Origin of the sequence: Paenibacillus sp. M-152, assembly GCF_003856555.1 — a bacterium.
GTDB classification, from domain to species: Bacteria; Bacillota; Bacilli; order Paenibacillales; family Paenibacillaceae; genus Paenibacillus; species Paenibacillus polymyxa_C.
The window spans coordinates 2,179,615-2,192,390 of record NZ_CP034141.1 but is presented as its reverse complement, the minus strand read 5'-3'; the positions used below and the strand labels follow the sequence as shown (position 1 = coordinate 2,192,390).

The following is a 12,776-nucleotide window of genomic DNA, read 5'->3' as shown; positions in this document are numbered from 1 at the left end:
AGTTGGGACCTAATTACAATAAGAAAAAAGCCCTATCTTTTTTAAAAAAGAGGGCTTTAGATGCATAAAATGTTAAATTTTTCAGGTTTTTTTCAAGAAAATGAATGTTTTCTTAGCACTTTACACCTGTAAAAGATTATACGTCCTACTTTTGGAATAGACAGAAAAATCATCAACTTAACCTGTGTCTAGGACTAAACGACGGTGCAAGATAGTGTTATTCTGGACCACACACCCTATTTTTAGACACCCTGTTCATAAAATATACTGACTAAGGTCCCTGTTTTGGGCAATATCTCCCAGCTTCTCACGCACATATTCCGGGGTAATGATCATACGATCCAATGTAAGCTCCGGGGCTTCAAATGACAGATCCTCCAGTAGCTTCTCTAAGATGGTATGCAAACGCCGTGCGCCGATATTTTCGGTGTTGCGATTAACGGACTCGGCAATACTAGCGATCTCACGAATCGCTTCCGCAGAAAATTCGACTTCTATTTCCTCGGTGCGGAGCAACTCGGTGTATTGCTTGGTCAGCGCATTTTTAGGCTCCGTCAATATCGACACAAACTCATCCAAGGTCAGACTACTTAGCTCCACACGGATTGGAAAACGACCTTGAAGCTCTGGGATCAGGTCTGATGGTTTAGCCACATGAAAAGCCCCCGCAGCAATAAACAGAATGTAGTCTGTTCTTACCGGGCCGTATTTGGTCATAATGGTAGAGCCCTCGACAATAGGTAAAATATCGCGCTGGACTCCTTCTCTCGACACATCAGGGCCACTTCCCTTGCCTTGGCTGGCAATCTTATCTATTTCATCAATAAAAATAATACCGGATTGCTCAGCACGCTTCACAGACTCCTGAATCACATCATCCATATCGATCAACTTGGCTGCTTCATCTTGAATCAGTACCTTGCGGGCTTCCTTGATTGGTAGCTTGCGCTTCTTCGTCCGCTTAGGAAGGAAACTTCCGAACATCTCCTGCATATTCATACCCATTTGTTCATTCCCTTGCCCAGCAAACATATCGAGCATATTGGGTGCGGTATCCTCCACATCAATCTCTATGACATCATCCTCAAGTTTACCGGACAACAGATCAAATTTAGCCTTGCGTCGCTTCTCTGCTAAGGTTCCGTCCTGTTGTGGTGGTTCTTCTTCTACCGAAGTCCCTGTGTTATTGCCAAAAAGCATTTCAAAAGGATTACGTTGCGATTTATTTGACTTTTCTGCAGGTACAAGGATATTGACAATCCGTTCATTTGCCATGTCCTCCGCTTTGTCTTTCACATTCTCTGTTCGTTCCGACTTGACGATACGGATAGAGGTTTCCATTAGATCCCGCACCATGGATTCTACATCACGACCGACGTAACCCACTTCTGTAAATTTGGTGGCCTCTACCTTGACAAAAGGAGCTCCCACGAGCCGTGCAAGTCTACGTGCAATTTCAGTTTTACCCACACCTGTCGGTCCGATCATCAAAATATTTTTAGGCACAATTTCATCCCGAATATCATCCGGCAGTTTACTACGCCGATAACGATTACGCAAGGCAACAGCAACTGATTTTTTAGCTTCCTTTTGTCCGACAATATACTTATCCAGCTCGGATACCACTTGTCTGGGCGTCAACGATTGATTATTCATTTTGCACTCCTCCACCCTTGAATACTCAGAGCCGACTTACAATTCTTCCACGATAATCTGACTGTTCGTATACACACATATTTCCGAAGCAACCTCTAACGCTTCCCTTGCCATGTCCTTTGCTTCCATACCAGAGCCATGACGTTTGAAAGCACGGGCAGCTGCCAATGCAAAATTACCACCTGAGCCAATGGCCAACACATCATCGTCAGGTTCAATAATTTCTCCGCCTCCAGAAATGAGCAGCATCCCGGATGAGTCCATCACAATCATCAGCGCTTCCAGCTTGCGTAGTACACGATCCTGCCGCCAGTCTTTGGCCAGTTCTACAGCAGCCCTTTGAAGATTGCCGTGATGTTCCTCCAGCTTATTTTCAAACTTTTCAAACAATGTGATAGCATCGGCCACCGAACCCGCAAATCCCGCAACGACCTGCCCACGATACAATCTGCGCACTTTTTTAGCCGTTTGCTTCATCACAACACTGTTGCCGAACGTTACCTGCCCATCACCCGCAATAGCTCCTTTGCCATTATGGCGTACAGCACAGATGGTGGTAGCATGAAAGGACATATCCATAACGCGCTCCTCCTTTTCCTTCATCCTTATGCCTGTACTTCTGTTGACATAACTCCCGTTTGGTTGATATAACCGCGCAAACTTTCCAACGCGCGATTAGCGAGAGCTTCATTTTTTTCCTTTTTGTTACGAATGCGTGTCTCCAGCTTTGGAAGCAAACCAAAGTTTGCATTCATCGGTTGGAAATGTTTGAAATCAGCAGTTGTAATATATCGTGCCATGCTGCCTAGTGTCGTTTCCGCAGGAAATACGAACATTTCCTGCCCACGTGCTGCTCGTGCCGCATTTATACCAGCCAGCAGACCTGAGGCCGCCGACTCTACATAACCCTCTACACCAGTCATTTGTCCGGCAAAGAACAGATTACTTCTTCCCTTGAACTGATAAGTTGGGTGAAGCTGCTGTGGAGAATTAATGAAGGTATTGCGATGCATCACGCCATAACGTACAAACTCTGCCTCTTCAAGTCCCGGAATCATTGAAAATACACGCTTTTGCTCCCCCCATTTGAGGTGAGTCTGGAAACCAACCAGATTATATAGCGTACCTGCAGCGTTGTCTTGTCGAAGCTGAACAACTGCATAGGGTAGTTCTCCTGTATGTGGATTTACGAGGCCTACAGGTTTCATCGGTCCAAACAATGCCGTTTGTTTCCCACGTTGCATCATTACTTCGATAGGCATACATCCTTCGAAGTAGATTTCTTTTTCGAACTCCTTGACTTGTGCCACCTCAGCAGTAATCAAAGCCTCATAGAAAGCATCAAATTCCGCTTCGTTCATCGGACAATTTAAGTAAGCTGCTTCTCCTTTATCATAACGGGAAGCCAGATAGACCTTGCTCATATCGATGGAGTCCTTCTCTACAATCGGAGCTGCCGCATCGTAGAAATAAAAATACTCCTCTCCCATCAGTGTTTTGATCTGTTCTGACAAAGCTGGAGAAGTTAATGGTCCCGTTGCAACGACCACGATACCGTCCTGCGGGAGTTCCTGGAGTTCTTCATTAACGACCTCGATCAAAGGATGTTGATGAAGCGTATCTGTAATATGACCGGAAAATCCATCACGATCCACTGCCAATGCCCCACCAGCCGGAACAGCATGGCGATCTGCCGCACTCAGAACCAAAGAGTTTAGTATTCTCATCTCTTCCTTCAGTACGCCTACTGCATTCGTCAGACCGTTCGCGCGCAAGGAATTACTACATACTAATTCGGCAAATTTATCCGTATGATGCGCGGGTGTTTTTACAACCGGTCTCATTTCATATAACTTAACTGGCACTCCACGGCTTGCAATTTGCCAGGCAGCTTCGCTGCCCGCCAAACCTGCTCCGATGACCGTTACCTTTTGTAGTTCACTCACTTTTAAATCCCCCTGCTATCTTTGTTCTTAAGAAGTCTCTACACTCTCATCGCTCTCCTCCAGCATTTCGCTGTGATCGCAGACGGTACAGTTGAGCTTCGTTCCCTGTTTAGTACGTTTTTCGACCATTAGGCCACTGCAACTTGGACAAGGCTTAATGGACGGTTTATCCCAGGATACAAAATCACATTCTGGGTAACGGTCACATCCGTAAAAGACACGTCCTTTTTTACTTCGTCGTTCGACGACATGTCCCTCACCGCATGTAGGACAATTCATCCCGATATCCTTGACAATTGGCTTGGTGTTACGGCAATCCGGGAAAGCAGAGCAGGCCAGAAATTTACCAAAGCGGCCCAGCTTATACACCATGGGGCTGCCACACTTGTCACAGATGACGTCGGATACTTCATCCTTAATTTCAATTTCTTTCATTTCTTCTTCAGCCACTTCGAGACGCTTCTCGAATGACTCGTAAAAGTCACTCAACACCTTGACCCAATCACCTTCGCCTTCTTCGACGTGGTCAAGATCACCTTCCATATTGGCTGTAAATTCTACATTCAGAATCTCTGGAAAAAATTCTTCCATCTGCTCGATGACCAACTCTCCCAGCTCGGTAGGGAAGAATTTCTTCTCCTCAATAGCGACGTAACCGCGCTTCTGAATGGTTTCCAGCGTCGGTGCATACGTACTCGGGCGTCCTATACCCAATTCCTCCAGCGTCTTCACCAGTCGTGCTTCCGTATAGCGAGGAGGCGGTTGTGTAAAATGCTGCTTTGGTTCAACCGATTCCTTTTTCAGCTTATCGCCGGGTTGGAGTGGCGGCAACAGCTTATCTTCTTCGGTTTTACCGTCGTCATTCCCCTCCACATACACTTTCATGAAGCCTGGAAAGCGAACCTTTGAACCGGCTGCTCGGAATATCGCCTCGCCTGCTTCAATATCAACGGACAAAGTATCCATAATAGCGGAAGCCATCTGACTCGCCATAAAACGTTCCCATATCAGTTTGTACAATCGGAACTGATCTCTACTCATAAAAGGCTTAACAGTTTCCGGATCACGCAAGGCGGAGGTTGGACGAATCGCTTCATGCGCATCCTGAGCATTAGCCGACTTTTTTGAATACTGACGAGGACTTTCAGGCACAAAATCTTCGCCATATTTTTGAACGATGACCTCTTTCGCTTCCTCTTGAGCCGAAGTGGCGATCCGTGTGGAATCCGTACGCATATACGTAATCAGACCCACAGTCCCTTCTTTTCCTAAATCCACACCCTCATACAGCTGCTGCGCTACAGACATCGTTTTAGATGCCCGGAAGTTGAGCTTTCGAGCCGCCTCTTGCTGCAAGGAACTTGTTGTGAATGGAGGAGACGGATTGCGTAAACGCTCCTTCTCTTTCACATCGCGCACCTTGTAAGACGATTTTCCGATAGCTTCTAACACTTCTTGTACATCCGCTTCGCTAGAGAGCTCTTTCTTTTCGCCGTGTAGCTTATGGAATTTCGCTTCAAAAGTGCTGTCTTTAATAGCTAATTTAGCTGTGATCGTCCAGTATTCTTCCGGTACAAACTCATTGATCTCGTTTTCCCGGTCCAGAATAATTTTCACTGCAACCGACTGTACACGCCCAGCAGACAGACCCTTCTTTACCTTTTTCCAGAGCAATGGACTTATTTTATAACCGACAAGCCGATCCAATATCCGTCGTGCCTGCTGCGCATTGACCAAATCCATGTTGATCTTGCGGGGGGTTTTAAAAGCATCTTTGACAGCCTGCTTCGTTATTTCATTAAACACCACACGACAATCCGCCGTATCGTCCAGTTCCAGCGCATGCGCCAGATGCCAAGCAATAGCCTCGCCTTCGCGATCCGGGTCAGCCGCCAGATATACTTTTTTTACTTTTTTTCGGGCATCCTTTAACTCTTTTAGTATTGAGCCTTTACCTCGAATGGTAATATATTTGGGATTAAAATCATTTTCAACCTCTACACCGATCTGGCTCTTAGGTAAATCCCTGATATGACCCATGGAAGCCTTGACGATATATTTGCTGCCTAAGTATTTGCCGATCGTCTTCGCCTTGGAAGGCGATTCCACGATGACGAGTGAATCCGCCATAGGCTCTTCCTCCTCTCAATTACACACATGAATATGATAAACTTCCTGAAATGTGGTGAGCTATAGTTCGTTAATACGAGCTATAAATTCAACACATTTCAGGAAGTGGGGAAGGAGTAGGAATCCGCGATGCGAATAAACGCTAATTTCCCTCCACCTATGTTTAAAATTGAATTTTACGCATTTACTAACTAAGGATTTGACAAAAACAATGACTAAATAAGCTTGTATTTTGTGCCCGCTAGCTGAGCGATCCTTTTTTTTATGATTAACGATAACAGAACTGCGTGTAAAAGTCCAAAATCCCATGCCGTAGCATCAAGCAGTTCATCCAGTGTCATGGTTCCTTGTTCCAGCAGCAGCACTACGCGCTTTTCCTCAGAAGTCTCACTTTCTGATGCTTTGGAGACTTTCTTAAGATTAAGACTCTGTTCTCTATTGTATGAAGAAACCTGCCTTGTACGCAAATCTGCTTCATACTCCTCAATAATATCCGAAGCTTCAGTGACCGTTTTGGCTCCTTGCTTAATCAAGTTCAGCGTGCCTTTACTCTTCGGTGACGTAATGGGTCCAGGAACAGCAAACACATCTCGATTTGCCTCCAGCGCAGCATCCGCTGTAATCAAGGAACCGCTTCTAGCGTCTGCTTCTACAACGAGCGTCCCCTTCGTTAAACCGGCAATAATGCGATTACGTTGTGGAAACATCCCCGGATGAGACCTCGTACCTGGAGGATACTCCGATACGATTAGACCTTTACTAGCCATCTCTGCAAACAAAGAGGCATTTTGGGGAGGATAAATTTGGTCAATTGCTGTTCCAAGTACACCAATCGTGTTGCCTCCCTGGCGCAGGGCTGTTTCGTGACAAATACTGTCAATCCCTCTCGCCAATCCACTAACCACTGTAATCCCTGCATTACATAATTCCTCTGTTAGTATCTCCGCTGCTCTACGACCATACGCAGTAGGAACGCGAGTTCCTACCATGGCTACAGAACATGTGTGCAAAAGTGATTTATCCCCTTTTGTATACATCACCCAAGGAGGGTCAACTGTTTCCTTCATTAATAAGGGGTAATCTTTGTCCACATAAGTTACCGTACCAATATCACTGGATTGAATTCGCTGATATCGTTCATGCACCCATTCTTCATCGTAACACTGTGCCGCAATGCGTGCCTGTGTGGGACTTAAGCCTATCTCAATCCACTTTTGTTCGCTAAAATGCAGTAGCTCATGCAATCGATAATCACTCGACCAAATACGCTGAATAGTTCTTCTTCCGATTCCCTCTAACTCATGTAGACCTAATAAAAGCCATCTTTCTTCCAAACTGTGGTTCCCCCATTCATGGAAGAGTGAACCCTTCCTTATTTTGTGGCACAACGGATCATTTTGCAAGCGTTTCCCTGATAAGCCTGTATCAACGCAAAAAAAAAGCAACCTTTTCATCCCCTGTTTCAGAAGATAAAAAGGTTGCTTACCTTTCTTTCATTATACACTAGCCAGCAGCAAATTTCGATGTTGATTTACAGCCTGTATATTAATGAAGAAACACGATTTAATGTGTTGTACACAAGTTCAAAATACCACGTGCTTCCAACACACTTACCAGTGTCGAGCCCATTTCGGAAGGAGTCGGTGCCACCTTGATCCCGCAGGCTTCAAGCGTTGCAATCTTCTCTTTTGCCGTTCCTTTTCCGCCAGAAATAATGGCGCCTGCATGCCCCATCCGTTTGCCTGGAGGCGCAGTCACACCACCGATAAAACCAACGACTGGCTTCGTCATATTATCCCTGATCCACTCGGCAGCCTCTTCCTCAGCTGTACCACCGATTTCTCCGATCATAATGACAGCGTGAGTGTTGGGGTCCTCATTGAAGCGATGTAAAATATCGATGAATTCCGAACCTTTAACTGGGTCACCGCCAATACCAACCGCTGAAGATTGACCTATACCTCGAGTGGTTAACTGATGCACTGCCTCATAGGTCAAAGTACCACTACGTGACACAACGCCTACATGACCAGGCAGATGAATGTAACCTGGCATGATACCAATCTTACACTCTCCTGGCGTAATAACGCCCGGACAGTTAGGGCCAATCAGAACGGTCTTTTTACCTTCCATAAAACGTTTGACCTTGATCATATCAAGTACCGGAATCCCCTCTGTGATACAAATCACGAGGTCCAGTTCCGCATCCACAGCCTCCAAAATGGAATCCGCTGCGAAAGCCGGCGGCACGTAAATGACGCTAGCAGTTGCCCCCGTAGCTTCCTTGGCTTCGCTTACTGTGTTAAACACTGGCAGTTTGACCTGTTGTCCGTTTTCCAGTGTAATTTCTACCTCGGTGCCTCCCTTACCTGGAGAGGTGCCACCTACCATCTGTGTACCGTAATCAAGTGCACCTTTGGCATGGAACAACGCCGTTTTTCCCGTAATCCCCTGTGTAATCACCTTTGTATGCTTATCGACCAAAATACTCACGATCTTCACATCCCCTATCGTTTATTCGGCATATCGGAATGCAAACAGGCTATTGAACAAGTTCAACGATTTTTTGGGCACCATCCGCCATGGAATCGGCTGCCACAATATTCAAACCGGATTCCGCTAAAATCTGTTTGCCGAGCTCAACATTCGTTCCTTCAAGACGGACAACAAGCGGTCGAGTCAGCCCCAACTGCTTGGCAGCCTCCACGACGCCATTCGCAATGATGTCACACTGCATAATCCCGCCGAAAATGTTGACGAAAATACCTTCTACCTTCGGATCGGACAAAATGATTTTGAACGCTTCGGTTACCTTTTCCGTTGTTGCACCGCCTCCAACGTCCAGGAAATTGGCCGGATCGCCACCGTAATATTTGATAATATCCATCGTGGCCATCGCCAAACCTGCACCATTGACCATACAGCCAATATTGCCGTCCAGAGCGATATAGCTTAGATCATATTTAGATGCCTCAATTTCCTTCTCGTCCTCTTCATCCAAATCACGCAATTCCAGAATATCCTTATGACGGAACAACGCATTGGAATCAAAATTCAATTTGGCATCCAGCGCCATTACATTCCCATCACCCGTAACGACTAGGGGATTAATTTCTGCAATCGAACAGTCCTTGTCCACAAATGCTTCGTAAAGCGCCAGCATAAACTTAACCGCTTTATTTACCAGCTCATTGGGAATATTAATCTCATACGCCAGTTTACGAGCTTGATACACCTGAAGCCCAATTGCTGGATCAACAACTGCTTTAAAAATCTTCTCCGGAGTAGCCGCAGCCACCTCTTCGATTTCCGTACCGCCTTCTTCGGAGGCCATCAATACGATGCGTCCAGTCGCGCGATCCACGACAACGCCTACGTAATATTCTTTGCGAATATCACAGCCTTCCTCAATCAAAAGGCGTTTGACCTCTTTACCTTCAGGTCCGGTCTGATGTGTCACAAGCACCTTACCCAAAATTTCAGAAGCAAAAGTACGCACCTCATCCAAGCCTTTGGCAACCTTTACGCCACCCGCTTTACCGCGTCCACCAGCATGAATTTGTGCTTTTACGACCGTAACAGCGCTTCCAAGCGTTTCTGCCGCAGCAACGGCTTCTTCCACCGTGTAGGCAACCTTGCCGTTCGGTACAGCCACTCCGTACTGCTTTAATACTTCTTTACCCTGATATTCATGGATATTCATTCTGGAATCCTCCTATCAACATGACTGCAACAAGGGCGGTTCACAAGGAAATCTATACTAAACCTACATCATTGTAACATGTTTTTAAAACGCTTTCCTTATAATTTAACCTCATGAATTACAGTATTTTGATATCATTATCATTCCCAAAATCGAATGTTTGGATATTATTGGATTTTATTTTTTAATACAAATTCACACAAAAAAAGCACCTCCGCAAAATGGGATTACCTAATCCGCAATGAGAGGTACTTTATTTCATTAGAATTTAAGGGCATTTTCTTTCAGTTTAGAACAACTCATGTCGTAAGAATTCGCAAGAGCAACTGAAAGTACCTGTTATGATTTTTCAATTTGTACATTCGCTTGATGAACACGATCAAGCAGATCATTAAACTGAAGCAGAAGCGACCCAAATTGATCATGAGTCATACTTGTTTTTTCCTGTATACATCCTGGTACAGACAGGGCTTTATCCCGCAACGCTCTTCCCTCTGTCGTCAAAGAAATCAGCACCTTACGCTCATCTTGAGTGGAACGCTTTCGATCGATCAACCCGGCATTCTGTAACCTCTTTAATAGTGGAGTTAGTGTGCCAGAATCCAAATATAACGCCTCACCCAATTCCTTCACTGTACACTCTTCACGCTCCCAAAGCACGATGAGCACCAAATATTGCGAGTACGTTACACCAATCTTTTCCAGATAAGGCTGGTACAGCTTTGTAATCTCTCTGGAGCATGCATATATGGCAAAGCATAACTGATTATCAAGTTTCAAAGCCGCGTGTTCATTGGAATTGTTTTCCATGCTGTCTAGTCACCTACTTTCGTCATTATTTTAGCACATTATATAGCAAAGTACATTCTAATTGCATAAAATACTTTACAAAAAATAATTATTTTGATAAATTAAATTGTGTAAAATACAAATTGAGCGAGAGGCAGTGATTGGATTATGATGACCATTCAACAAAAAATGTATGAAACAACAGTAAAAGCAGTTGGTGGACGTAACGGTTATATCGAGTCTTCTTCCCCTGAACTTCGTTTAGATATTGATACTCCAAAAGAGATGGGTGGCGCCGGCGGTACAGGTACGAATCCAGAGCAGCTATTCGCAGCAGGCTATTCTGCTTGCTTTGACAGTGCTTTAAATATGGTCGCTCGCATGCAACGTGTTAAACATGAAGGTACCGAAGTCACAGCTACGGTCCATTTTGGCAAAGTCGAAGACGGCGGCTTCGGAATCGGAGTAAACCTCGACGTTCTGGTCAAAGGCGTTGATCATGAAACTGCGGTAAAACTGGTGGAAGGCGCACATGAACAATGTCCATACTCCCGCGCTACCCGCGGTAATATTGAAGTGAAGCTGAACGTTTTGTAACATAGAGTTAGAATGAATTTCACAACAAGCCCCTCAACCATATTGGTCGAGGGGCTTGTTGTTTTTCCATCAAGTAACATGGGAGATGATGCATAATCGTATATACGAAATTGATATACTCATAGTATAATCACTATTGTCATAATCTTTTTTGCTTCTCCAGGTCTTTTTGCCTGGAGCTTTTTTTTGTCCTTATTTCCGTTTTCTCTCGTATACATACCCTTTGGAAAAACTTTTTCATAAAAATGATGTACTGTATCTGCTATTTTATTGCCTTTTTACATTTCGGGAAATTTGGAATTTGCTCTATCCATCTGGCGGTATTGAATAGCTTCAGCCACATGTGAAGTCGTAATTTTCTCTGACTCCTGTAAGTCTGCAATGGTGCGGGACAGCTTGAGAATTCGATCATACGCACGCATGCTTAAACCAAGTGCATCCATCGTCTGGTCAAGCAACTCCGCTGCATTTTGTTCTAAAACCGCATATTTACGCAGCATCTGACCGGACAGCTCACTATTCCATGAAAAAGGAAGCTTGCTGTATCTGCGGATTTGTATTGCTCGAGCAGCCAACACCTGCTTTCTCATATCAGCAGACGACAGTGATCCTTTTTCCTCCCGCCAATCCTTCGGTTGTGATACCTCAAGCTGAAGATCAATTCGATCCAGCAATGGACCGGAAATACGTGAGCGGTATCGAGCTACTGCTGCAGGTGAACAGGTACAGCGCTGATGTTCCGTGTTATTACCGAAAAAGCCACAGTGACACGGATTCAAAGAAGCTGCAAGTAAAAAATGCGCCGGATACTTAAACACTGCACGTGAACGACTGATTGTAACATGGTGGTCTTCCAGAGGCTGCCGCAGCACTTCTAGTACATGACGGCTAAACTCAGGCAGCTCATCGAGAAATAAAATCCCTCGGTGTGCAAGACTGATTTCTCCTGGTTTGGGTATGCCTCCTCCGCCCACCAATCCAGCAGCAGAGATCGTATGATGAGGCGCACGGAAGGGACGAACATGCATGAGATGGGGCGATGAATCCTTCCATTTTCCTGCTGCGCTGTATACCTTGGTCACTTCTAGCGACTCCTTTTCAGTCAAAGGCGGCAGGATCGAGGGCAACCTGCGGATGAGCATCGTTTTTCCAGCACCCGGCGGTCCCATAAGAAGAATATTATGCATTCCTGCTGCAGCGATAACTAACGCACGTTTGGCGTGTAGCTGACCCAATACATCGCTGTAATCTTCCATATTACTGATTAGCGCTTCTTGCTCACACAACGGTATATGCTCTGCTCGGGGTAAATGGTCATAGGAATGGATTATGACTTGTTCACTGGCAGTACAATTTTGATTGGTCACTTGGCCGTCCGGGGTGGCTTGTGCATGATCATTAACCGGGATAAGATCCACCAGATGGCGTATAGCGTAAATACGTATATCCGCAATTAGACGAGCCTCGCTTGCGTTTTCTTGAGGAAGCAGCACGGAATCGAATCCTTCTCGCTTGGCCAGATCAACCATAGACAACACCCCATTTACAGGACGAATGCTGCCATCCAGTGCCAGCTCGCCAATAAACAGCGTTCGTTCCCCTACTGGTAAGACAACCTGTCCACTGGTTGTCAGCAAGCCTAAAGCGATAGCAAGATCGAAAGATGAGCCTTCCTTACGCAAATCTGCAGGAGCTAAGTTAATCGTGACACGCTGGGACGGATATTTGAAACCGCAGTTTTTGATTGCTGCTCTCACACGCTCTACTGCCTCTCGAATCGCTGAATCCGGCAATCCGATAATCGCGGTCTGAGGCAAGCCATTGGACAAATCAGTCTCAACTTCGATCAGAACGCCATCTATCCCATATAGACAAGCTCCATGTAATTTTCCATACATATCAAAAAAGCACCTCTCCTCATATTGAAATGTCCCTCTCGGGAATCATTGCCTATA

10 protein-coding genes are annotated in these 12,776 nt (G+C 45.4%); 1 reads left to right on the top strand and 9 read right to left on the bottom strand.

All coding sequences use genetic code 11. The annotated features are described in order from the left end of the window. Positions 1-255: 255 nt before the first annotated feature. The 8 genes from hslU to EGM68_RS10025 form a co-directional block, all read right to left on the bottom strand. Complete coding sequence (hslU, locus tag EGM68_RS10060) at positions 256-1,656, bottom strand: ATP-dependent protease ATPase subunit HslU (protein ID WP_013370670.1); 1,401 nt, start codon at positions 1,654-1,656, stop codon at positions 256-258. Between the two features lie 36 nt (positions 1,657-1,692). Further along, positions 1,693-2,235, bottom strand: a complete 543-nt coding sequence (hslV, locus tag EGM68_RS10055; protein WP_013370669.1) for an ATP-dependent protease subunit HslV — start codon at positions 2,233-2,235, stop codon at positions 1,693-1,695. Between the two features lie 26 nt (positions 2,236-2,261). Beyond that, positions 2,262-3,602 (bottom strand): FADH(2)-oxidizing methylenetetrahydrofolate--tRNA-(uracil(54)-C(5))-methyltransferase TrmFO, encoded by a 1,341-nt coding sequence (trmFO, locus tag EGM68_RS10050; RefSeq protein WP_013370668.1) that lies wholly within the window; start codon positions 3,600-3,602, stop codon positions 2,262-2,264. Positions 3,603-3,629: 27 nt separating this feature from the next. Further along, a complete protein-coding gene (gene topA / locus EGM68_RS10045; protein WP_013370667.1) occupies positions 3,630-5,732 on the bottom strand; it encodes a type I DNA topoisomerase in 2,103 nt (700 codons plus the stop codon). A 215-nt stretch (positions 5,733-5,947) separates the two neighbouring features. Further along, complete coding sequence (dprA, locus tag EGM68_RS10040) at positions 5,948-7,066, bottom strand: DNA-processing protein DprA (protein WP_043885927.1); 1,119 nt, start codon at positions 7,064-7,066, stop codon at positions 5,948-5,950. 229 nt (positions 7,067-7,295) lie between these two features. Beyond that, positions 7,296-8,225, bottom strand: coding sequence for a succinate--CoA ligase subunit alpha (gene sucD / locus EGM68_RS10035; RefSeq protein WP_013370665.1), 930 nt, complete (start codon positions 8,223-8,225; stop codon positions 7,296-7,298). A gap of 49 nt (positions 8,226-8,274) precedes the next feature. Further along, the gene (gene sucC / locus EGM68_RS10030) at positions 8,275-9,435 is read right to left on the bottom strand and encodes an ADP-forming succinate--CoA ligase subunit beta (RefSeq protein ID WP_016820942.1); all 1,161 of its coding nucleotides are present in this window, start codon (positions 9,433-9,435) and stop codon (positions 8,275-8,277) included. 339 nt (positions 9,436-9,774) lie between these two features. Continuing rightward, the gene (locus EGM68_RS10025) at positions 9,775-10,245 is read right to left on the bottom strand and encodes a MarR family winged helix-turn-helix transcriptional regulator (protein WP_058829476.1); all 471 of its coding nucleotides are present in this window, start codon (positions 10,243-10,245) and stop codon (positions 9,775-9,777) included. A gap of 147 nt (positions 10,246-10,392) precedes the next feature. Here EGM68_RS10025 and EGM68_RS10020 point away from each other — a divergent pair, with 147 nt between their 5' ends. After that, positions 10,393-10,821, top strand: a complete 429-nt coding sequence (locus EGM68_RS10020; RefSeq protein ID WP_013370662.1) for an organic hydroperoxide resistance protein — start codon at positions 10,393-10,395, stop codon at positions 10,819-10,821. A 278-nt stretch (positions 10,822-11,099) separates the two neighbouring features. On the opposite strand, the gene EGM68_RS10015 is transcribed toward EGM68_RS10020, so the two are convergent. Next, the gene (locus tag EGM68_RS10015; RefSeq protein WP_129549100.1) at positions 11,100-12,719 is read right to left on the bottom strand and encodes a YifB family Mg chelatase-like AAA ATPase; all 1,620 of its coding nucleotides are present in this window, start codon (positions 12,717-12,719) and stop codon (positions 11,100-11,102) included. Positions 12,720-12,776 lie beyond the last annotated feature (57 nt).